This window comes from Pseudomonas sp. GM30, assembly GCF_000282275.2.
Classification (GTDB): Bacteria; Pseudomonadota; Gammaproteobacteria; order Pseudomonadales; family Pseudomonadaceae; genus Aquipseudomonas.
Genome location: NZ_AKJP02000004.1, coordinates 20359 through 42950 on the forward strand (window position 1 = coordinate 20359; position 22592 = coordinate 42950).

Consider the following 22592-nt stretch of genomic DNA (forward strand, 5'->3'; position numbering starts at 1 on the left):
GAACCAGTCAGGCGCGCCAACGCCAGCGGGCCAGGGCCTTGATGACTTTCATCCAGAGTTTGCGGGTGACCACCACGATGGCGTTTCCAGAATGGGATTGAGATGCGTCGGGCAACGTTATCTCAGCGGCTGTACCGAGGCAACCGGGAATTAGCTTGCGCAGATCGTCGATCACCAGTGCCGGGGATTCCTCGGCAATCGGTCGACCGTGGTTGTAGCCGTAGCTCAGCGCCACGCACTTGACCCCCGCCGCTTTCGCCGCCAGCACGTCGCTGCGCGAATCGCCGACGAACAGCGATTGCGAGGCCGGGATGTTGGCCATCTTCATCACAAAGAACAGCGCGGCCGGATCAGGCTTCTTCTGCGGCAGGGTGTCGCCACCGATGATCCACTTGAAGTAACGGCCGATCTTCATCTGATCCAGCAGCGGCGCGACAAAGCGCTCCGGCTTGTTGGTGATCAGCGCCATGGCCACGCCCTGCTTGTGCAGCCACTTGAGGGTGTCGCGCACGCCGGGGTAGACCACGGTCAGCTCGTGGCTCGCGCCATAGGCTTCCATGAATACTTCCAGCGCGTGCTCGGCCTCAACGTCATCCACTGCCGAATGATCGATGCTACCGGCCAGCGCCCGGCGCACCAGCACCGGTGCGCCATTGCCGACCCACTCGCGCACCGCTTCGATGCCGGCAGGCTTGCGGCCGAGGGAGAGCAGCATGGTGTCCACCGCCGCCGCCAGGTCGGGAACCGAGTCGATCAACGTGCCATCCAGATCGAACATCACCAACCGTGGCAGTTGCCCCGGGAACAGCTGCTCAAAACCGCTCATGGGCGCGCCAGCGCCAGTTCGGAACGCATCTTGTCGATGACTTCCTGATAGTTCGGCGCATTGAAGATCGCCGAGCCAGCCACAAAGGTGTCCGCACCGGCGGCGGCGATTTCGCGGATGTTGTTGACGTTGACGCCACCATCGATTTCCAGACGGATGTCACGCCCAGAAGCATCGATGATCGCCCGCGCTTCGCGCAGCTTATCGAGGGTGCCGGGGATGAACTTCTGCCCGCCAAAACCCGGGTTGACGCTCATCAGCAAGACCATGTCGACCTTGTCGATCACGTATTTGAGCACGTCCAGCGGGGTTGCCGGGTTGAATACCAGGCCGGATTTGCACCCGCCTTCACGGATCAGTTGCAGCGAACGATCAACGTGCAGCGTGGCTTCCGGGTGGAAGGTGATGTAGGTCGCGCCGGCCTCGATAAAGTCGCCAACGATGCGATCCACCGGGCTGACCATCAGGTGCGCGTCGATCGGCGCGGTGATGCCGTACTTGCGCAGTGCGGCGCAAACCATCGGGCCGATGGTCAGGTTCGGCACGTAGTGGTTGTCCATGACATCGAAGTGGACGAAGTCGGCACCGGCGGCCAGAACGTTGTCCACTTCCTCGCCGAGGCGGGCGAAGTCGGCGGAGAGAATCGACGGAGCAATTACGAAGGGCTGCATGACGCACCTTTTCTGAGCTAAATCACGATGGCGCGCATTGTATACCTCAAGTTTCCGTGCGCGCACCGTGACCGCGATGATCAGTACGCCGCTCGGTAGATCTTCTCGATATCCGCAGCGCTGAGCCTGCGCGGGTTGTTGCGCATCAAACGCTCGATCCCCGCGGCCTCCACGGCCATGGCCGGGATCGCCTCTTCCGGCACACCGAAACTGCGCAGCCCGGCCGGAATTTCCACCGCCGCGCACAGCTCGGTCATGGCCTGCACGGCTTTGTCCGCCGCCTCGGTGGCGCTCAGATGAGCGGTCTTCACCCCCATGGCCTCGGCGATATCCTGCATGCGTTCGACGCAGGCCATCTTGTTCCAGGTCATGACATACGGCAGCAGCAAGGCGTTACTTACGCCGTGGGCAATGTTGAATCGCCCGCCCAGTGGATAGGCCAACGCATGCACCGCGCCGACCCCGGCATTGCCGAACGCCATCCCGGCCATCAGACTGGCGGTGGCCATGTCCTCACGGGCCTGCAGATTGGCGCCATTGGCATAGGCCTTGGGCAGCGACCTGGCAATCAACCTGATTGCGCCGAGCGCCAGCGAATCGGTGATCGGCGAAGCGTTGACCGACAGATAGGATTCGATGGCATGCACCAGCGCATCGACGCCACTGGCGGCGGTGACGCTGCGCGGGCAGGTCAGGGTCATTTGCGGACTGACCAGCGCCACGTCCGGCAACAGATAATCGCTGACGATGCCTTTCTTCAGTTGCGCGACCTTGTCCGAGAGGATGGCGACGTTGGTCACTTCCGAGCCGGTGCCGGCGGTGGTCGGGATGGCGATCAGCGGCGGGCCTTTGCGCGGCACCTGATCAACGCCGAACAGGTCTTCCAGCGCGCCGTGGTATCCGGCATACGCGGCGACACTCTTGGCGATGTCGATGGCACTGCCACCGCCCAGGCCGATCAAGCCGTCATGCCCGCCCTCGCGGTACACGCGCATGCAATCTTCGACGATGGCGATTTCCGGGTCCGGCAGCACCCGGTCAAAAATCTCGTACTCGCGCCCACCCAATTGGCACAGCGCCAGTTCCACGGTGCCGGACTTGACCAGCGCGGCGTCGGTGACAATCAACGGGTTGTCGATATCCAGCCGCGTGAGTTCCGCCGCCAGTTGCTCGATGGCCCCGGCGCCGGTGATCAGTTTGTGAGCAATTTTGAACTGGGACAGACTCATCGTGCGCAGCCTCTTATAGGTGTGGGAGCTGAGCACAAGCGTAGCTGAGGGTTTGCGGTTGGCTGGTATTCAGTTGGTGAATAATCAAGAGCAAAGCCCCTCACCCTAACCCTCTCCCGGAGGGAGAGGGGATTGACCGAGCTGCACTCTCGAAGTCCATCGACGTGCAATACCGAGTCGAACTGAGATTCTGAACAGCATGAAGATCTGCCCCCTTTCCCCCTCGCCCCCTTGGGGGAGAGGGCTGGGGTGAGGGGTGGCTTTTGATCTGGGCGTCAGACCTGGGCGGTACGCAGTTTCTCGCTACGACCACGCAACCATTCAAGGGTCAGCAACAGGATGACGGAGAAGGCGATCAGCAAGGTGGCCGCCGCCGCAATCGTCGGGCTGAGGTTCTCGCGAATGCCGCTGAACATCTGCCGAGGCAAGGTCGCTTGCTCGGGGCCGGCGAGGAACAGCGTCACCACCACTTCATCGAACGACGTCGCAAAGGCAAACAGCGCCCCGGAAATCACCCCCGGCGCAATCAACGGCAGAGTCACCCGGCGGAAGGTGGTCAGCGGCGATGCCCCTAGGCTGGCCGCCGCCCGCACCAGATTGTGGTTGAACCCCTGCAACGTCGCCGACACGGTGATGATCACGAACGGCACACCGAGCACCGCGTGCACCACGATCAACGAGAAGAAGCTGTTGCCCAGTCCCAGCGGTGCGAAGAACAGATAACTCGCCACACCAATGATCACCACCGGCACCACCATCGGCGAAATCACCAGCGCCATCACCAGCGATTTGCCGGGGAAGTCGCCACGGGTCAGGCCGATGGCGGCCAGTGTGCCGAAGACCATCGCCAGCACCGTCGCGGCGGGGGCGACGATGATGCTGTTCTTCAGCGAGCGCATCCATTCGGCCGAGGCGAAGAAGTCCTGATACCAGTGCAGCGAGAAACCCTGCAGCGGATACACCAGGAAACTGCCCGAGTTGAACGACAGCGGCACGATGACCAGCACCGGCAGAATCAGGAACAGCAGGATCAGGCCGCAGAGAATCCGCAAGCTGTAGAACCACACCCGTTCGATGGGCGACATGTAAGGACTCAGCATTTCAAATTCTCCTTAGCTCAGGCGCAGGCGACTGGCGCCCACCAGCCAGCTGTAGATCAGATACAGCACCACGGTCGCCAGCAGCAGCAAGCCGCCGAGCGCAGTGGCCATGCCCCAGTTGATGCTGGTGTTGGTGTAGAACGCGACGAAGTAACTGACCATCTGATCGTTCGGGCTGCCGAGCAGCGCCGGAGTGATGTAGTAGCCGATGGCGAGAATGAACACCAACAGGCAACCGGCGCCGACACCGGCGTAGGTCTGCGGGAAATACACCCGCCAGAAACTGGCGAAGGGATGGCAGCCCAACGAGATGGCGGCGCGCATGTAGGTTGGCGAGATGCCTTTCATCACGCTGTAGATCGGCAGGATCATGAACGGCAGCAGGATGTGCACCATCGAGATGTAGACCCCGGTGCGGTTGAACACCAGTTCCAGCGGCTTATCAATGATGCCCATCGCCATCAGCGCGCTGTTGATCAGTCCGCCCGACTGCAGCAACACGATCCACGCCGCGACCCGCACCAGAATCGAGGTCCAGAACGGCAGCAGCACCAGAATCATCAGCAGGTTGCTCTGCCGCGATGGCAGGTTCGCCAGCAGGTAAGCCAGTGGATAGGCGAGGAACAAACAGATCACGGTGATGATCAGGCCCATCCAGAACGTGCGGGCGAAGATGTCGAGGTAGATCGCCTGATCCGGGGTGGCCGGGGCCAGTTCGCCGAGATCGTCGATACGGTGATCCACCGCTGCCAGCAGATAGAACGGGGTGATGCTGCTGGTGTTGCGTTTGACCGCTTGCCAGTAGGCCGGATCGCCCCAACGCTCATCGAGTCCTTCGAGTGCTTCTTTATAGGAGGCCGGTTCGCTGGCGAACGGCAGTGCCCGGGCGGTTTTGGTCAGCAGGCTGCGATAGCCGGCCAACTCCATGTTCAAGCGTTTGGACAGATCGCCCAGCGTCTGGTTTTTGCGGGCTTCGGCGAGGTCTTCGCCGGCCGCTTTGTACACCGGTTCAGCGGGCAGGCCACGGCCGTCCCAACTGGCGATGGCCGCCACGGTGCGCGGCATGCCGCCGACCACTTCCGGGTTGCCGACGCTTTTGTAGAGCAGCGCCACGATCGGCACCAGGAACACCAGCAACAGAAACAGCACCAGCGGCGCAATCAACGCCTGGGCCTTCCAGCGGTTGACCCGCTCGGCGCGCTTGAGCTTCTGCTTCAAGGTGGGGCTGGCGCCCTCGTTCAGGGGAACGGCGATGGCCATGACGTACTCCGCAAATCTTTGATCGTTACAGAAGTGGCGAACCACCTCTGTTGTGTTGAAACACAGCTACCTGTGGGAGCGAGCCTTCCAGAGAGAGCGAACCTTTGTGGCGAGGGGATTTATCCCCGATCGGCTGCGCAGCAGTCGTAAAACCTGAGAATCCGGTTTATCTGACACACCGAGCGGGTATGGCTTCGGGGCCGCTTCGCAACCCATCGGGGATAAATCCCCTCACCACACAAGCTCCCTCGCCACAACAGTTCGCTCCTGAAGTTGGAGTTTTGGTTATTTCGCAGCCCAGGAATTGAAACGCTGTTCCAGTTGCTCGCCGTTGTCAGCCCAGAAGCTGACGTCGATCTGTACCTGGTTGGCGATGTTTTCCGGGGTGGTCGGCATGTCTTTCAGGACGTCCTTGCTCAGCAGCGGTACTGCTTGAGTGTTGGCTGGGCCGTAGGCGATGTTTTCCGAGTAGGTCTTCTGCTGCTGCGGCTGGACCGAGTAGGCGATGAATTTCTTCGCCGCTTCGGCGCGCTTGGCGTCCAGACCTTTCGGGATGGCCCACGCATCGAAGTCGTAGATGCCGCCATTCCACACCACTTTCAGGTTGGATTCTTTTTGCACGGCGGCGATACGGCCGTTGTAGGCCGAACTCATGACCACGTCACCGGAGGCGAGGTATTGCGGCGGTTGTGCGCCGGCCTCCCACCACTGGATGTTCGGTTTCAGCTCATCGAGCTTCTTGAACGCGCGATCCTGCCCTCCCTTGCTCGCCAGCTCTTTGTAGACGTCTTTCGGTGCAACACCGTCGGCCATCAGCGCGAACTCAAGGGTGTACTTGGCACCCTTGCGCAGGCCACGCTTGCCCGGGAATTTCTTGGTATCCCAGAAATCGGCCCAGCTGGTTGGCGCGGTTTTCAGCTTGTCGGCGTTGTACGCGAGTACGGTCGACCAGACGAAGAAGCCTACGCCGCATGGCTGAATTGCGCCTTTGACGTAATCCTCGGTTTTGCCGAACAGCGCCGGGTCGAGTTGTTCGAACATGTCTTCATCGCAACCACGGGACAGCTCTGGCGATTCGACTTCCACCAGATCCCACGACACGCTCTTGGTATCGACCATGGCTTTGACCTTGGCCATTTCGCCGTTGTACTCACCGGCAACGATCTTGCCATTGCCCGCCGCTTCCCACGGTGCGTAGAAGGCTTTGACTTGCGCCGCCTTGTTCGCCCCGCCAAACGACACCACAGTCAAATCGGGACCGGCGGCCATCGCGCTGGCCGCACCCATCAGGCCCAGGGTCAGGGCGGTGAACTTCAGGGATCTCAACATTTATTGTTCTCTCCACGTGCAGGGTTGGTGTTGGTATTGCCGGGGCGCTTAGTGCGCCTCTAGAAGAGGATCGAGTGCGCGAACGTGCTCGACCTGCCAGCCAAGCGGAACCACGTCCCCGACCGCGAGCGCTGGATCGAGCTCGGCAATCGGCTGTTTCACGAAGAAGTCGGTCTTGCCGCAGACTTCCAGGCGCACCCGGACGTGGTCGCCCAGATAGATGAATTCCGCCACCCTCCCTGAGAAGCGGTTGACGCATTGGTCGCTCGAGCCATTGAGGCTGACGCGTTCCGGGCGAATCGACAGGGTCACCGGTTCGCCAGTCTGGCCGACGTTGACCGCCAGCGCCTCGACCTTCTCGCCCCGCCCCAGCTCAACCACGCAACGCTCGCCGCTCTGGCTGAGCAGCCGCCCGTTGAGGCGGTTGTTCTCGCCGATGAAATTGGCGACGAAGGTGTTTTTCGGTTCTTCGTAAAGCGTGCGCGGCGGGGCGATCTGCTGGATTTCGCCCTGATGGAACACAGCGACGCGATCGGACATGGTCAGCGCTTCACCCTGATCGTGGGTCACGTAGACCACGGTCACGCCGAGGCGTTGGTGCAGGTGCTTGATCTCCATCTGCATGTGTTCGCGCAATTGCTTGTCGAGTGCGCCCAGCGGTTCGTCCATCAGCACCAGTTGCGGTTCGAACACCAGCGCCCGCGCCAGTGCCACGCGCTGCTGCTGACCGCCGGAGAGTTGCGCCGGATAGCGCGAAGCGAAGGCGTCGAGCTGGACCATGCTCAGGACTTTCTTGACCTTGTCGCTGACATCGCTCTTGTTCAGGCCGCGCACGGTCAACGGGAAAGCCAGGTTCTCGGCCACGGTCATGTGCGGGAACAACGCGTAGTTCTGGAACACCATACCGATGTCACGCTTGTGCGGCGGTACGTTATTGATGGCGCGGCCGGCCAGGAGGATTTCGCCGGCGGTCGGGGTTTCGAACCCGGCGAGCATCATCAGGCTGGTGGTCTTGCCCGAGCCGGACGGCCCGAGCAGGGTCAGGAACTCGCCTTTGCGAATGTCCAGGTTGAGGTCTTTGACGATCAGGTTCTCGCCGTCGTAGCTCTTCTGCACTCCACGAAAGCTGACCAGCACGTCACTGGCCCCTGCGTTTGAATCGACCTGGCTCATACCCACACCTTTGTTATTGGTAACTGCTGTGGATTAAGCCTAGTGGCTGGCGCCAGCCGCGCAAATCGGGGCGCAGGAGAGAATAGCCTCAGCCGGATGGAAGGTTGGGGGTAGGGATTGCCCTACAAGGATGGCGCGTTTTGGCAAACGCAGCGGCAAGTGACCAGCTGCGAGCTGCAAGAACAGGCAAAAGCGGTTGTCGCTAATGGATATGCCCGAAATTTCGGGCGCTATGCCGAACCCCTGTAGGAGTGAGCCTGCTCGCGATAGCGGTGGCTCAATCACTGAAGTGTTGCCTGACGGAACGCTATCGCGAGCAGGCTCACTCCTACAGTTTTGATTGCGGTGATCTTTAGAGGAGTTTGTGCTCCATCGCGTATTTGACCAGTTCGGCCAGCGAGGTGATGTTGAGCTTCTGCATCAGCCGCGCCTTGTGGGTGCTGATGGTCTTGCTGCTCAGCGCCAGTTGCTGGGCGATGTCGTTGACGTTGGCGCCCTGGGCCAGGCGCTCGAACACCGAGAACTCACGCTCGGACAGCAGCGAATGCAACGGACGCGTGTCGGTCAGGCCGACTTCGAAGACCATCCGGTCGGCCAGTTCCGGGTCGATGTAACGTCCGCCGGCCGCCACTTTGCGAATCGCCGTCAGCAGCAATGCCGGATCGCTGTCCTTGGTCGCATAGCCGGCGGCGCCGACCTTCAGCGCACGGGCGGCCATTTGCGCCTCGTCGTGCATCGACAGCACCAGAATCGCCGGAGGATTGTTCAGCGCGCGAATCCGCGGAATCGCCTCCAACCCATTGACGCCAGGCATCGAGATGTCCAGCAACACCACTTCACACGGCACGCTGCGCAAGGTTTCGAGGAGCTGCTCGCCATTGCTCGCCTCCCCCACCACTTGCAGATCCTTGGCCAGGCCGATCAGTTGCTTGATGCCTTCACGGACGATGGTGTGGTCTTCGGCTACAAGTACGCGGATCAAATTTTTTCTCCAGATTTCAGGTACACACCAAACCCTGTGGGAGCGAGCCTGCTCGCGACAGCGTCAGTTCAAACACCACAAACCTTCAAACCTCACTCACCGGCACCCACACATGCAGACTGGTGCCCTCCCCCGGCTCACTCTCAAGTTGCAAGCGCCCGCCCATGATCAACACCCGCTCGCGCATACCGACCAAACCAAAAGACGTCGGCCGGTCCGCCGCAGCGACAAAGCCTGTGCCATCGTCGCTGACCGTCAGGCACAATTCGTCGCCTTCCAGCGCCAGTGTCAGTTCCACAGTATGCGCCTGAGCATGGCGCATGACGTTGGTCAGCGCCTCCTGCAGGATGCGGAACAACCCGATCGCCTTGGCATCGCTGAGCGCCGGCAGATTGTCCGGCACCTGCACCAGACACGGAATCTGCGTGCGCGCCTCGAACCGCCGCGCCTGCCACTCGATCGCTGAAGCAATCCCGGCATCGAGAATCGGCGGTCGCAGCGCTGTCGCCACATCGCGTACCAACTGGAACAACTGGGCGATCAATCGCTTCATGCTGTTCAACCGCTCGTGCAGCCCCGGGTCGAGTTGCGCGTAGGCCAGTTCGCACATCGAGGTTTCCAGTTTCAGCACCGTGAGCATCTGCCCCAGCTCATCGTGCACTTCGCGGGCGATCCGCGCCTTTTCTTCTTCACGCACGCTTTCCAGGTGCGCCGACAATTCGCGCAGTTGCTCGCGGGAGGCGGCCAGCTCCAACTCGATACGTTTGCTTTCGCTGATGTCCCAGACGATGCCGTCCCAGACATAGGCGCCATCCTCCAGCTGTCGGGTGATTGCCTTGATCTCGGCCCAGCGCTGCTCGCCCTGACGGGTGAGAATCCGCCCTTGCCAGGACCAGTCACTGTCTGTGTCCAGCGCCTGATCCTGGGTCTGGTGGTAACTGGCCTTGTCGTCCGGATGCACCAGACTGCGCAAGCCCATGTCGCGGTGGGCAATGGCGGCCGGCGCGTAGCCGACCAGACTCTCGCTGCCCTCGCTGATGTAGGCAAAATCGATCTGCCCGGTTACTGGCGCCCGCTCCAGGCGGAACACCAGCCCCGGTACGTTAGCGGCAATGCCTTGCAGGCGCGCTTCACTTTCCTGCAACGCGGCCAGGGCGCGGCGACGCTCAGTGACGTCGGTGAGATAAACCACCAGATACTCGCTGTCGCGAAAGCGCAGAAAACTCAGCGAGACATCTGTCGGCAGGACGCTGCCATCGGCGCGCACGCAACTGGTTTCAAAACTCAAAGGCCCCTCTTCACTGGCCCGCGCGCGTTTCCACAGGTTGAGCCAGCGGTCCATGTGCAGACCGGGTTCGAAGTCGATCAGCGGCCGCTCGATCAGCGCGCCCTGTGGATAACCGAGCATGTGTTCCGCCGCGCGGTTGGCATAGCGCACATGGCTGTCCCAGTTGACCCAGAGAATGCCGACGGTACTTTGGTCGATGGAAAACTGGGTCAGGCGCAAGGCTTCTTCGCTGGCCGCGCGCAGGGCAATGTCTTCCCGGGCGGCCAGCAGACGCTGTTCGAGGCTGTGTTGCTGGCGGCGTTGCCAGATGATGATGGCCGCACAACTGAGCAGCAACACCGCAAACAACAGGCTGAGGTTCTGCCAGAACCCCGGCGATTCCGTCAGCCGTGGGTACTTGGGTTGCAGCCACTGGTTGTGCAGGCGCTCCAGATCCTTGGCCGGAATTGCCCGCAAGGCGCTTTCGATGATCCCGGCCAATTGCGGCCAGTCACGCCGCGTGGCAACCCGCAACAGCTGCGGCAAGCCGATATCGCCAACCACCACCAGCCCGGCGAACTCCGGCTCGGCGGACAAGCGCCCGAGTTGCGCCTCATCCACCACGGCGTAGGACGCTTGTTGAGTCAACAACAGTTGCAGTGCCTGACGCTCCAGCGGCACGCCTTGCAGATTCAGATGGGGATAAGTGCTGCGCAAATAGTCGGCCGTGACGCTGGGCATGCGTACGGCAACGCGAGACAGGCTGTCGAGTTTTTCCAGCTCGACCACGCCGCCGCTCTTCTGGTCACTGACCACCAGTTGCGGTACACGCATGTAGGGATCGGAAAACAGCCACAGGCGTAGCGCACCCGGGGTCTGGGTCAGGCCCGGGGCGATGTCGATTTCACCTTCGCGGGCGGCCTCTTCCAGTTGCGCCAGGTCCTGAAAGTTGCGCCAGCTCAGCTCGACATTCAGGGTCTTGGCCAGCGCCTTCATCAATTCAACGTTGGCCCCGGACAGTCGCTGCAAGCGCCGGTCGTATTGCGCGTACGGCGCCTGCAACACCAGACCGACGCGCAGCTCACGGTGTTGCGCCAGCCATTGCTGCTCGCCGGGCGTCAACAGCGCTGCATGTGCCGCCGGCGCAGACGCGGCCCAGCCCATCAAGGGAAAACACAACCAGCCGATAACCCACAGGCAGTAAAAACGCATCATTGAAATCTCTTGCACTGACAAATTCTGACCAACCCATTAGGCTGCCGGGATACTTTTCTGGCCTGGAATAACCGATGCCCTCTGTCTACCGCCTGGCAATGCCAGCATTGTGCCTGTCGCTGATCCTGCCTTGTGCGTTTTCCGTCGAAGCCGCCGATCCGGCGCCCGCCTCCAACGCCGAGCAACCGGCCGCCGAAAAACCGGCCGAACGCCAGCCACTGCTTGAGCGTAGTCAGGAAGAAGCCGCAGCACTCGAACGTAAGGTCCCGGCGCAAGAACAGCAGCAGTTGCAGGCCGGCGCCGACACTTTCCTCGCTCTGTGGAAACCGGCCAACACCGCCGAACCCAAAGGTGCGGTGATTATTGTCCCTGGCGCCGGCGAAACCGCTGACTGGCCGCAAGTGATCGGCCCGCTGCGCAGCAAATTGCCCGATGTCGAGTGGAGCAGCCTGAGTATCACCTTGCCGGATCTGCAAAGCGATGCCATCGCACCTCGGGTGATTGCGCCCGCCGCCGCGCCGAAAGCCGCGGAAAGTGGCAACAAGGATTCCACCACCGCGCAACCGATCGAACAGGCGGCGGGCGGTGAAGCGGAAGTGGCGGAGCAGGTGGTCGCCGAAACGACTGAAGAACAATCCAAGGCAGATGCCGAACGGATCTTCGCGCGGATCGACGCGGCAATCGCCTATGCCGAGCAACAAAGCGCTCGCCGGGTCGTGGTCCTCGGTCACGGCACCGGCGCTTACTGGGCGGCGCGTTTCCTCAGCGAGCGGCAGAGCGCACAGGTCGAGAAACTGGTGATGGTCGATGCGCAATCACCGACCAAAGCCAAGCCGCAACTGGCCGAGCTGACGCCGACCCTGAAGTTGCCGACTGCGGACATTTTCTACATGGACAAGGCGCTGGACCGCAACGCGGCGCTGGAGCGCATGCAGGCCAGCAAGCGCTTGAAAACTTCGACCTTCAGCCAGGTGGCGCTCAAGGCGTTACCGGATAAGAAGGCTGAGCAGGAACAGCTGTTCCGGCGGGTGCGTGGCTGGTTGAATCCGCAGAAGACTGACTGACAGACCGAGTCGCCCGCAATCGCGAGCAGGCTCACTCCTACAGTTGATCGCATTCCATCTGGAGGAGATCGATCAACTGTAGGAGTGAGCCTGCTCGCGATGAGGCCCCTACCAACAACCCATCTTTGTCAGCTCAGCGAAAATCCCGCCGCGCCCGAATCAGCGTAAACGCGTTGTGCAGCTCGCGGGTTTTCTCGGTCGCGTCACGCACCTGCTCCGGTGTTGCGCCGCTGCCGGCGATCTTGTCCGGGTGATGACGACTGAGCAGCCGTCGATAGGCGCGCTTGATCTGTGCCGGTTCGCTGGTCGCCGACACGCCGAGCAGGCGCATCGCTTCCTGATAACTCACCGCCGCACTGACAATCGGGCGCTTGTTGGGCTCGTAATCACTGGCCAGCGCCTGTATCTGCTGGGTTGTCCAGCCCAGCCACTTACCCCACTGCGCCAGTAATTCACGCTCACTGACGCCCGCGCGACCGTCGGCCCAGACCATCCGCCAGCAGGCGCGCAACACGCCCTCGGCGGCATGCGGCTGAGCACTCAGGCGGCGCAGATAACCGCGCAGGCGATCGCCGCCGGATTTGCCGCGATTGAACGCAGCAATCGCCCGCCGCCGCGCCGGCTCGCTCATTTCCAGGGCATTCATTTCATGGCGCGCCTGCTGGATATGGCCGTCCGTCACCCGTCCGTCACTCTTGGCCAGACGCCCGAGCAACACGAACAACAATTCGTCGTTGCGCAACATCGGCCGGCCACCGAGTTTTTCCCGCAAGTGTCCCCAGCTCTGCAGGTGCAGACGCCGATCCAGCGCCTGTCCCAACAATGCCCCAAGCATGGCCCCCGGAATGCTGGCGATCGCAAAACCCGCTCCGGCTCCAATCAGAGTCCCTGGCCACAACATATCAACGACTCGCTTCTATCAATGCTTCAGCTTCGGCCAGACGCTCATGCGTACCGACATCCACCCAGTGCCCTTTCAGACGCTCACCGCTGACCTGTCCGTCAGCCATGGCTTTGCGCAGCAGTGGTGCGAGCTTGAATGCGCCGTCCGCGCAGCCATCGAACAACTGCGGATGGAGCACGGCGATGCCGCTGTAGGTCAGGGTTTGCGCACCCGGCTGAGCATCGCTCACCCGGCCGTCAGTCAGGATGAAATCGCCCGTCGGATGATGAGCCGGGTTGTCCGCCAGGACGAGATGCGCCAGACCGTTGATCGGCTGATGCAGCACGCTGAAGTCGTAATCGGTCCAGATATCGCCGTTGACCACCAGAAACGCATCGTCACCGAGCAACGGCAAGGCGCGGAAAATCCCGCCGCCGGTTTCCAGCGGCTCACCTTCCGGCGAGTACCGGATGCTCACGCCGAACTGCGAACCGTCGCCCAGGTAATCCTCGATCTGCTGACCGAGCCAGGCATGGTTGATCACGATCTCGCTGAAACCGGCTGCGGCCAATGCGCGCAGGTGGTATTCGATCAACGGTACGCCGCCGGCACGCACCAGCGGCTTGGGGGTAGTCAGGGTCAGCGGGCGCATGCGCTCGCCCTTGCCTGCCGCCAGAATCATCGCCTTCATGCGCTCACTCCGCCACGCAAACTGGCGAGCAACGCCTGCAGATCCGCCAACTCAGGACGACGCGCAATTACCGCCTCTATATAGGCGAAGAAACGCGGGACGTCGGCCAGGTAGCGCGGTTTGCCATCGCGATGACAGATCCGGGCGAAAATGCCGATGACTTTCAGGTGGCGTTGTACGCCCATCAGGTCGCTGGCGCGCAGGAAGTCTTCGAAGTCTGCCTGCACCGGAATGTCCAGCGCCGAGGCTTGCTGCCAGTAACTTTCCAGCCAGCCACGCACGCGCTCTTCAGGCCAGCTGAGGAAGGCGTCCTTGAACAGGCAGGTCACGTCGTAGGTGACCGGGCCGTAGACCGCATCTTGAAAGTCGAGCACGCCGGGATTCGGCTCGCTGAGCATCAGGTTGCGCGGCATGTAGTCGCGGTGCACCAGCACTTTCGGCTGCGCCAGGGCGCTGTCGATCAGCAGATCGCTGACGGCTTGCCATTGTTGCTGCTGTGCCGCGTCGAACTCGATGCCGAGTTCGCGCTTCACGTACCATTCGGGGAACAGTTCAAGTTCACGGCGCAGCAGCGCCACGTCGTAACTCGGCAGCGGTGCGACCATCGGTAATTGCTGAAACGCCAACAGTGCCTGCAAGGCATCGTTGAACAAAGCGTCGGCATTTTCGCCGTCGATAACGTCGAGATAGGTCTTATTGCCCAGGTCATTGAGCAAAAGAAATCCGCCTTCGAGGTCTTCTGCATAAATTTTCGGCACGTTAATTCCGGATTTCGCCAGCAAAAAGGCGATATCCACGAACGGTTTGCAGTTTTCCTGGGGTGGCGGCGCGTCCATCACGACGAAACTGCGACCCGCGCCTTCCCAACGGAAATACCGGCGGAAACTAGCGTCGCTGCTGGCCGCGGTCAACGTGGCCGGGGGCACGGCGCCCCAGCCCTGATCTGCAAACAGGATTGCCAACTGCTCATCGAGCCAAACTTTCAGGTGTTGCAAGCGTACATCTTGGTCAGGCATTGCAAGGGTCTCCGACGGCGCTAGCCGTCAAGCGGGTCATGCTTTATTATCCAGCATCTTTTTCAGACCATCGAGAGGCGTGCGGCCCACACCGCGGGCAGATGGCACGCAGGAAGCCCGGACTAATAAGATGGCATTGAAATCCCCCGCGTTTCGTAAAAAATTTCCGTTGTTGGTAACCGGCAGTCTGCTGGCTATGCAACCTCTGGCCAGTCAATTCGTTGTTGCCGCCGAGCAGTATGACTGCGCCGTCTCGGCAACGGGTGGCTGGGCGTGTGCGCCCAAGACGCCGGCCGCTGCATTGCCGCCGCGTCCGGTGCATGACGGCAGTGCCGTCAGCGCCGCAGGCGAAGCCCCGGCCCAGAACGGTTCCACATCCGACACCGGCGCCAAGCCTGTGCTGGTCACCGAAGCCAAAGGCCGCGGTCTGAAATCCCGTAGCGAAGACTACAGTCACCTCGACTGGGTTCCGCGCGAGAAGCTCACCGCCGCCCAATTGGCCGAGACCGGTCCTTACTGCTCTGGTTCCTATATCGAACCGATTCGTCCTGGCATGAATGACAAGACGAATAAAAGTGACGCACCGACCTTTATCGGCGCCAAGGCCTCGCGCTACAACACCGAAGATCAGGTGGGTACGCTGGCCGGCGACGTGGTCCTGCGTCAGGGCAGCATGCAAGTCGAGTCCGACGAGGCCAGCCTGTACCAGGCCGAGAGCCGCGCCGAACTCAATGGCGACGTGCGCATTCGCGACAACGGTGCACTGATCGTCGGCGACCACGCCGATGTGCAGCTCGACACCGGTGAAGCCAAGGTCGACAACGCCGAATACGTGATGCACAAATCGCGCATCCGCGGTAACGCGCTGTACGCCAAGCGTGCCGAGAACGCGATCATCCGCTTGAAGGACGGCACGTACACCACGTGCGAACCGAACAGCAACGCCTGGCAGCTCAAGGGCAACAACATCACCCTGAACCCTGCCACCGGCTTCGGTACCGCGACCAACGTGACGCTGCGGGTCAAGGACATTCCGATCCTGTACACGCCGTACATCTACTTCCCGATCGACGACCGTCGCCAATCGGGCTTCCTGCCGCCGACCATCGGCACCGGCAGCGATACCGGCTTCATGCTGGTCACCCCGTACTACTTCAACCTGGCGCCGAACTACGACGCCACGTTGTACCCGCGTTACATGAGCAAGCGCGGCATGCTGGTCGAAGGCGAGTTCCGTTACCTGACCAAGTCCAGCGAAGGCCAGTTCGGTGCGGCGTATCTGAACGACGAAGATACCGATCGCAGCAAGCAGTCCGATTACGAAAAAAATCGCTACATGTACAACTGGCAGCACAAGGGCGGTCTCGACTCCCGTGTGATGACTCAGGTTGACTACACCAAGATCAGCGACCCGTACTACTTCCAGGACCTGACCACCGATCAGATCGGTGTGAAGAGCGCTGACTTCGTGAACCAGCAGGGTTCGGTGACCTATCGTGGCGACTCGTATACCGCCATGTTGAACGCTCAGCAGTACCAGCTCGCGACCGTTTCGAACATCACGCCTTACGGTCGTCTGCCACAGATCACCTTCAATGGTCAGTTGCCGTATCACCCGGAAGGTCTGAATTTCGATTACGAGACCGAGATCGTGCGGTTTGATCGTGATCTGAAAAACGGCAACTTCACGGATGAAGATGGCACCGTTACGCCGCGCCTGGACACCAACGTACAGGGCCTGGCCCGCGCCAACGGCGACCGTCTGAATCTGAAGCCAGGCGTCAGCCTGCCGATGAACTGGACCTATGGTTTCCTCAAGCCGTCGCTCAAGTACCAGTACACCCAGTACCAACTGGATCTGGACGGCACTGGCAAATCGCAGATTGCTGCAATGTCGCCGGAAAACCAGAAGCTCAACGGCACCTTCGACAGCAACCAGAGCCGCGGCGTACCGATCGCCAGTGTCGACAGCGGTCTGTACTTTGACCGCAACACGTCGTACTTCGGCAAGAACTATCGCCAGACCCTGGAACCGCGCCTGTTCTACCTGTATGTACCCAAGGTTGATCAGGAAGACATTCCGGTATTCGATACCAGTGAATACACCTTCAACTACGCGTCTCTGTTCCGTGACAACCGCTTCTCCGGCTCCGACCGCGTCGGCGACGAGAACAAACTGTCGCTGGGTGTGACCAGCCGCTGGATCGAAGACGACGGTTTCGAGCGCCAGCGTATCAGCGTCGGTCAGGCCTACTACTTCAAGGATCGTGAAGTCCAACTGCCAGGCATCGCGTTCAAGGATCGCAAGGACGCCCAGTCCGACGTATCGCCATACGCGCTGGAATACGAATACCGCTGGAACCGCGACTGGCGTACCACTGCCGACTACAACTGGGATCCGGACAGCCGCAGCCCACGCTCCGGCAGCGCAATGTTCCACTACCAGCCTGAAGACAACCCGAACAAGGTGGTCAACGTCGGTTATCGCTATCGCAACGACCAGGTTCGTTACGATCAGAACACCGGTAAATGGTCGGTGGGTGGTGGCGACTATGGCACCCCGGGCCAACCTGGCTACGTGAAGGACTACTACAAGATCCAGCAGCATGACTTCTCGGTCATCTGGCCGATCGTTCCGCAGTGGAGCGCGATCAGCCGCTGGCAGTACGACTACAACCGCAACCGTACGCTGGAAGCCTTCGGTGGTTTCGAATACGACAACTGCTGCTGGAAACTGCGCCTGATCAACCGTTACTGGGTTTCCTACGACGAATTCAGTCAGGAAGCTCCGCAAAACGAAAAAGGCGACCACGGCGTCTTCCTCCAAATTGTTCTGAAGGGACTCGGCGGCCTGACTGGCGCCAAGGTAGAGAGCTTCCTCGACAAAGGCATCCAAGGTTATCGTCAACGTGAAGACCAAGCTTTCTGATTCTCTGCGCCCGCTGCTGCTGGGCGCGCTGTTCCTGGGTACTGCGGCAAACGCCGCAGTACAGTCCATCGATAAAGTGGTCGCGATCGTTGATAACGACGTGGTCATGCAGAGCCAACTGGACCAGCGCGTCCACGAAGTTCAGCAGACCATCGCCAAGCGTGGCGGCGGCATGCCGCCTCCAGGCGTGCTGGATCAGCAGGTGCTCGAGCGCCTGATCGTCGAAAACCTGCAACTGCAGATCGGCGAGCGTTCCGGCATCCGCATTACCGATGAAGAACTGAACCAGGCGGTCGGCACGATCGCCCAGCGCAACAACATGACCGTGGATCAATTCCGCGCCGCCCTGGCACACGACGGTTTGTCCTATGACGACGCCCGTGACCAGATCAAGCGCGAGATGATCATCAGCCGTGTACGTCAGCGCCGTGTGGCAGAGCGCATCCAGGTCTCCGAGCAGGAAGTGAAGAACTTCCTCGCCTCCGACCTGGGCAAGATGCAACTGTCCGAAGAACTGCACCTGGCCAACATCCTGATCCCGACGCCGGAAAGCGCCAACTCTGATGCGATTCAGAGCGCATACCGTCAGGCGATGGACGTTTACCAGAAGCTCAAGCAAGGCGCCGACTTCGGTCAAATGGCCGTTGCCAAATCCGGCAGCGATAACGCCCTGGAAGGCGGCGACATGGGCTGGCGTAAAGCTGCGCAACTGCCACCGCCGTTCGACCGCGAGCTGAGCAGCATGGCGGTTGGCGACATCACTCAGCCTGCACGCACCCCGGGTGGTTTCATCATCCTCAAGCTGCTGGCCAAGCGCGGTGGCGAAGCGCAGATGCGCGATGAGGTGCATGTGCGCCACATCCTGGTCAAGCCAAGCCCGATCCGTGACGAAGCCAAGACCAAGGCCCTGGTGCAATCGCTGTACGAGCGCATCCTGGCTGGCGAAGACTTCGCTGAACTGGCGAAGAACTACTCCGAAGACCCGGGTTCGGCGCTCAACGGTGGCGACCTGAACTGGGTCGATCCGAACGCACTGGTACCGGAATTCCGCGAAGTGATGGCCAAGACCCCACAAGGTCAGCTGTCCAAGCCGTTCCAGACCCAGTACGGCTGGCACGTGCTGGAAGTCCTTGGCCGCCGCGCCACCGACAGCACCGAGCAGGCTCGCGAGCAACAAGCGATGACCGTTCTGCGTAACAAAAAATACGATGAAGAGCTGCAAAACTGGCTGCGTCAGATTCGTGAAGAAGCCTACGTAGAAATCAAACTCCCTGGTGCAGACCAGGCAGCGCAGTGAAACCCCAGCGTTTCGCGCTGACACCCGGCGAACCAGCCGGCATCGGTCCCGACCTGTGCCTGCTGCTCGCCTCGCAAGCCCAGCCACATCCCCTGATTGCCATCACCAGCCGCGACCTGCTCACCGAGCGGGCCGCGCAGCTGGGGCTGGCCATCACTTTGCTGGAGGTGGCACCCGGCCAGTGGCCGGACATGCCGGCACCCGCCGGCAGCCTGTACGTCTGGGACACCCCGCTGAGCGCACCCGTGGTTGCCGGGCAACTGGACACGGCTAACGCTGCCTTCGTTCTGGAAACCCTGACCCGCGCCGGCAACGGCTGCCTGAACGGCGACTTCGCCGGGATGATCACCGCGCCTGTACACAAAGGTGTGATCAACGAATCGGGCATCGCTTTCTCCGGACACACAGAATTCCTCGCCGACCTGACGCATACCGCCCAAGTGGTGATGATGCTGGCTACTCGCGGCCTGCGCGTGGCACTGGTCACCACTCACCTGCCCCTGCGCGAGATTGCCGATGCAATTACGCCGGAGCGGCTGGAACGAGTCACGCGGATTCTGCACGCCGACCTGCAAGACAAATTCGGCATCGCCCGGCCACGCATCCTGGTCTGCGGACTCAACCCGCACGCCGGTGAAGGTGGACACCTGGGCCATGAAGAAATCGACATCATCGAACCGACATTAGAGCGCCTGCGCGGCGAGGGCATGGACCTTCGTGGCCCGCTGCCTGCCGACACTCTGTTTACCCCCAAATATCTGGAGCACTGCGACGCAGTGCTGGCGATGTACCACGACCAGGGTCTGCCCGTGCTGAAGTACAAAGGTTTCGGCGCTGCGGTCAACGTGACCCTCGGCCTGCCGATCATCCGCACCTCGGTTGACCACGGCACCGCCCTGGATCTGGCCGGCAGCGGCAAGATCGACACCGGCAGCCTGCAGGTCGCCCTGGAAACCGCCTACCAGATGGCCGAGACCCGTTTATGACCGAGCAATACCAACACAAGGCGCGCAAACGCTTTGGCCAGAACTTCCTGCACGATGCCGGCGTCATCGACCGCATCCTGCGCTCCATCAGCGCCAAGCCTGACGACCGCATGCTGGAAATCGGACCGGGTCAGGGCGCGCTGACCGCCGGCATTCTCAACTCCGGTGCGCAACTCGACGTGGTCGAGCTGGACAAGGACCTGATCCCGATCCTCAACCAGCAGTTCGCCGGCAAGAGCAACTTCAACCTGCATCAGGGCGATGCGTTGAAGTTCGACTTCAACACCCTCAACGCCGCGCCGAACAGCCTGCGCGTGGTCGGCAACCTGCCGTACAACATCTCCACGCCGCTGATTTTCCACCTGCTGAACAACGCCGGCATCATTCGCGACATGCACTTCATGCTGCAAAAGGAAGTGGTCGAGCGGCTGGCGGCGGGCCCCGGTGGTGGCGACTGGGGTCGTCTGTCGATCATGGTTCAGTACCATTGCCGCGTGGAACATTTGTTCAACGTTGGCCCGGGCGCGTTCAACCCGCCGCCGAAAGTCGACTCGGCGATCGTTCGCCTGGTGCCGCACGCCGTGCTTCCGCACCCAGCCAAGGATCACAAGTTGCTGGAGCGTGTTGTGCGCGAGGCGTTCAACCAACGCCGCAAGACCCTGCGCAACACCCTCAAGCAACTGCTCAGCAATGCCGAGATAGAAGCCGCCGGTGTCGATGGCAGCCTGCGTCCGGAGCAACTGGATCTGGCCGCGTTCGTACGCCTGGCTGACCAGCTCGCCATACAAGTCCCGGCCTCCCCAGCCGCCGACTGACCGGCGATGAACGCTATCGGGCAGGCCGCCACTCTGGTTTACTGCCCGATACTTGCCTAGACTGATTCCCCATCAGCTACGCCTCGCGTTCCGCTTTGCTTAAGGCCCTTTTGCATGTCCGATCCTCGTTATCAGGTCGATGTCAGTGTCGTCACCCGCTATCTGGCAGACCAATCGCAACCCGAACATGACCGCTTCGCCTTCGCCTACACCATCACCGTGCACAACAATGGCGAGCAGCCCGCCCGTCTGATGTCGCGACACTGGGTGATCACTGACGGTGACGGGCATGTCGAAGAGGTTCGCGGCGCCGGCGTGGTCGGCCAGCAACCGTTGATCGACGTTGGCAAAAGCCACACCTACAGCAGCGGCACGGTGATGACCACCAAAGTCGGCACCATGCAGGGCACCTACGAAATGGTCGCTACCGACGGCAAACATTTCGACGCGATCATCAAGCCCTTCCGCCTCGCCGTCCCCGGAGCCTTGCACTGATGACGACGTACGCCGTGGGCGACCTGCAAGGCTGCCTCGAACCGCTCAAATGTCTGCTCAAGCAAGTGGCTTTCGACCCGAAGTTCGATCGGCTGTGGCTGGTCGGCGATCTGGTCAACCGTGGCCCGCAGTCGCTTGAGACCCTGCGCTTCCTTTATGGCATGCGCGAGTCACTGGTCTGCGTGCTGGGCAACCACGACTTGCATTTGCTGGCTGTCAGCAGGCACGTCGAGCGCCTGAAAAAGTCCGACACGTTGCGCGAAATCCTTGAAGCACCCGATGGCCCTGAGCTGCTTGAGTGGCTGCGTCAGCAAAAGCTTGCGCACTACGATGACCAGCGCGATGTCGTGATGGTTCATGCCGGCATCCCGCCGCAATGGTCGCTTCGTCGCGCGTTGAAGTGCGCAGGCGAAGTCGAGACCGCATTGCGCGATGACAACCTGTTTCCTGCCTTCCTCGACGGCATGTACGGCAACGAACCGGCGAAATGGGACAACGATCTCAAAGGCGTCACCCGCCTGCGCGTCATCACCAACTATTTCACCCGCATGCGCTTCTGCACCGCCGACGGCAAGCTCGATCTCAAGAGCAAGGAAGACCTCGACAGCGCACCGCCTGGCTACAAGCCATGGTTCCAGCACAAAGAGCGCAAGACCCGCGGTCTGCGGATCATCTTCGGCCACTGGGCCGCGCTGGAAGGCGATGTTCACGAACCGGGGATCTCGGCGCTGGACACCGGCTGTGTCTGGGGCGGCAGCCTGACCCTGATGAACGTCGACAGCGGCGAGCGCGTGTCATGCAAATGCGATGAACACGGCGGGCTTGCACCATCAGTCGCACCACTTATCCCCGAAACTTCGCCAGTCAGCGCACCGCGTTAGACTGCACATTCTGCCGAGCTACAGGAACCCGCCATGAGCGAATTCAAACGTATCCCCCCGGAACAGGCCCAGGCCCTGCGTGAGCAAGGCGCCGTTGTCGTCGATGTCCGTGATCCTGCAACTTTTGCCACCCTGCATATCAGCGGCTCGAAGCATCTGGACAACCACTCGCTGCACGCTTTCATTCAAGGTGCCGACCTCGATGCTCCGACCGTGGTCGTGTGTTACCACGGCAATTCCAGCCAGGGCGCGGCCGCCTACCTGATCAGTCAGGGTTTCTCCGACGTCTACAGCATGGACGGTGGCTTCGAGCTGTGGCGTACGACTTATCCGTCGGAAACCGCGCAAGGCACCGCCGAATAATTTTTTTGTCACGTGCAGGCCCCGGCTGCCGTGGGCCTGCGCGGGGCAGACGAACGGTCTGCCACAACTAATTACGTATCTCGCCTTTACCTCTCGAATTCCCAACTATCCTTAAGCCCA

Annotated in this window: 20 protein-coding genes; 8 read left to right on the forward strand and 12 right to left on the reverse strand. The window is 61.3% G+C overall.

Annotation, left to right across the window (positions count from 1 at the left end; genetic code table 11):
* Positions 1-7 precede the first annotated feature (7 nt).
* From PMI25_RS03275 to PMI25_RS03315, 9 genes are all read right to left on the reverse strand, one after another.
* On the reverse strand, positions 8-826 hold the full coding sequence (locus tag PMI25_RS03275) for a phosphoglycolate phosphatase (RefSeq protein ID WP_007966441.1): 819 nt from the start codon (positions 824-826) through the stop codon (positions 8-10).
* Positions 823-1497 carry a ribulose-phosphate 3-epimerase gene (gene rpe, locus PMI25_RS03280; protein ID WP_003228808.1) on the reverse strand — a complete coding sequence of 225 codons (675 nt, stop codon included), beginning with the start codon at positions 1495-1497 and terminating at the stop codon, positions 823-825. Before rpe ends, PMI25_RS03275 begins: the two co-directional genes overlap by 4 nt.
* 80 nt (positions 1498-1577) lie before the next feature.
* Positions 1578-2726: an iron-containing alcohol dehydrogenase gene (locus tag PMI25_RS03285; protein ID WP_007966444.1), complete on the reverse strand. Its 1149-nt coding sequence runs from the start codon at positions 2724-2726 to the stop codon at positions 1578-1580.
* Positions 2727-3001: 275 nt separating this feature from the next.
* Positions 3002-3826, reverse strand: coding sequence for an ABC transporter permease (locus tag PMI25_RS03290; protein WP_007966446.1), 825 nt, complete (start codon positions 3824-3826; stop codon positions 3002-3004).
* A gap of 12 nt (positions 3827-3838) precedes the next feature.
* Entirely contained in the window at positions 3839-5086 is a 1248-nt protein-coding gene (locus PMI25_RS03295; RefSeq protein ID WP_007966448.1) for an ABC transporter permease, read from the reverse strand.
* A gap of 285 nt (positions 5087-5371) precedes the next feature.
* A complete protein-coding gene (locus PMI25_RS03300; protein WP_007966450.1) occupies positions 5372-6415 on the reverse strand; it encodes an ABC transporter substrate-binding protein in 1044 nt (347 codons plus the stop codon).
* Positions 6416-6463: 48 nt separating this feature from the next.
* Positions 6464-7588: an ABC transporter ATP-binding protein gene (locus PMI25_RS03305; protein WP_007966453.1), complete on the reverse strand. Its 1125-nt coding sequence runs from the start codon at positions 7586-7588 to the stop codon at positions 6464-6466.
* A gap of 352 nt (positions 7589-7940) precedes the next feature.
* Positions 7941-8570 (reverse strand): response regulator, encoded by a 630-nt coding sequence (locus PMI25_RS03310; protein ID WP_003228820.1) that lies wholly within the window; start codon positions 8568-8570, stop codon positions 7941-7943.
* A gap of 85 nt (positions 8571-8655) precedes the next feature.
* Positions 8656-11052 carry a PAS domain-containing sensor histidine kinase gene (locus PMI25_RS03315; protein ID WP_007966456.1) on the reverse strand — a complete coding sequence of 799 codons (2397 nt, stop codon included), beginning with the start codon at positions 11050-11052 and terminating at the stop codon, positions 8656-8658.
* Positions 11053-11126: 74 nt separating this feature from the next.
* On the opposite strand from PMI25_RS03315, the gene PMI25_RS03320 reads away from it, so the two are divergent.
* Complete coding sequence (locus tag PMI25_RS03320; RefSeq protein WP_007966458.1) at positions 11127-12116, forward strand: alpha/beta hydrolase family protein; 990 nt, start codon at positions 11127-11129, stop codon at positions 12114-12116.
* A 133-nt stretch (positions 12117-12249) separates the two neighbouring features.
* On the opposite strand, the gene PMI25_RS03325 is transcribed toward PMI25_RS03320, so the two are convergent.
* The 3 genes from PMI25_RS03325 to PMI25_RS03335 are packed head-to-tail and all read right to left on the reverse strand — an operon-like array spanning position 12250 to position 14706.
* Positions 12250-13017, reverse strand: coding sequence for a TerB family tellurite resistance protein (locus PMI25_RS03325; RefSeq protein WP_007966460.1), 768 nt, complete (start codon positions 13015-13017; stop codon positions 12250-12252).
* A 1-nt stretch (position 13018) separates the two neighbouring features.
* The gene (gene murU / locus PMI25_RS03330) at positions 13019-13690 is read right to left on the reverse strand and encodes an N-acetylmuramate alpha-1-phosphate uridylyltransferase MurU (protein ID WP_007966463.1); all 672 of its coding nucleotides are present in this window, start codon (positions 13688-13690) and stop codon (positions 13019-13021) included.
* A complete protein-coding gene (locus PMI25_RS03335) occupies positions 13687-14706 on the reverse strand; it encodes an aminoglycoside phosphotransferase family protein (RefSeq protein ID WP_007966465.1) in 1020 nt (339 codons plus the stop codon). Before PMI25_RS03335 ends, murU begins: the two co-directional genes overlap by 4 nt.
* Positions 14707-14836: 130 nt before the next feature.
* Here PMI25_RS03335 and PMI25_RS03340 point away from each other — a divergent pair, with 130 nt between their 5' ends.
* The 7 genes from PMI25_RS03340 to glpE all read left to right on the forward strand — a co-directional run bounded on the left by PMI25_RS03340 (position 14837) and on the right by glpE (position 22472).
* Entirely contained in the window at positions 14837-17635 is a 2799-nt protein-coding gene (locus PMI25_RS03340; RefSeq protein WP_007966467.1) for an LPS-assembly protein LptD, read from the forward strand.
* Complete coding sequence (gene surA, locus PMI25_RS03345) at positions 17616-18932, forward strand: peptidylprolyl isomerase SurA (protein WP_007966469.1); 1317 nt, start codon at positions 17616-17618, stop codon at positions 18930-18932. Before PMI25_RS03340 ends, surA begins: the two co-directional genes overlap by 20 nt.
* On the forward strand, positions 18929-19918 hold the full coding sequence (gene pdxA, locus PMI25_RS03350; RefSeq protein WP_007966471.1) for a 4-hydroxythreonine-4-phosphate dehydrogenase PdxA: 990 nt from the start codon (positions 18929-18931) through the stop codon (positions 19916-19918). Before surA ends, pdxA begins: the two co-directional genes overlap by 4 nt.
* A complete protein-coding gene (gene rsmA, locus PMI25_RS03355) occupies positions 19915-20733 on the forward strand; it encodes a 16S rRNA (adenine(1518)-N(6)/adenine(1519)-N(6))-dimethyltransferase RsmA (RefSeq protein ID WP_007966472.1) in 819 nt (272 codons plus the stop codon). Before pdxA ends, rsmA begins: the two co-directional genes overlap by 4 nt.
* A gap of 114 nt (positions 20734-20847) precedes the next feature.
* Positions 20848-21228 (forward strand): Co2+/Mg2+ efflux protein ApaG, encoded by a 381-nt coding sequence (gene apaG / locus PMI25_RS03360; RefSeq protein WP_007966474.1) that lies wholly within the window; start codon positions 20848-20850, stop codon positions 21226-21228.
* Complete coding sequence (locus tag PMI25_RS03365; protein ID WP_007966477.1) at positions 21228-22109, forward strand: symmetrical bis(5'-nucleosyl)-tetraphosphatase; 882 nt, start codon at positions 21228-21230, stop codon at positions 22107-22109. The genes apaG and PMI25_RS03365 overlap by 1 nt, the downstream gene beginning before the upstream one ends.
* 33 nt (positions 22110-22142) lie before the next feature.
* Complete coding sequence (glpE, locus tag PMI25_RS03370) at positions 22143-22472, forward strand: thiosulfate sulfurtransferase GlpE (protein ID WP_007966480.1); 330 nt, start codon at positions 22143-22145, stop codon at positions 22470-22472.
* Positions 22473-22592: the final 120 nt, after the last annotated feature.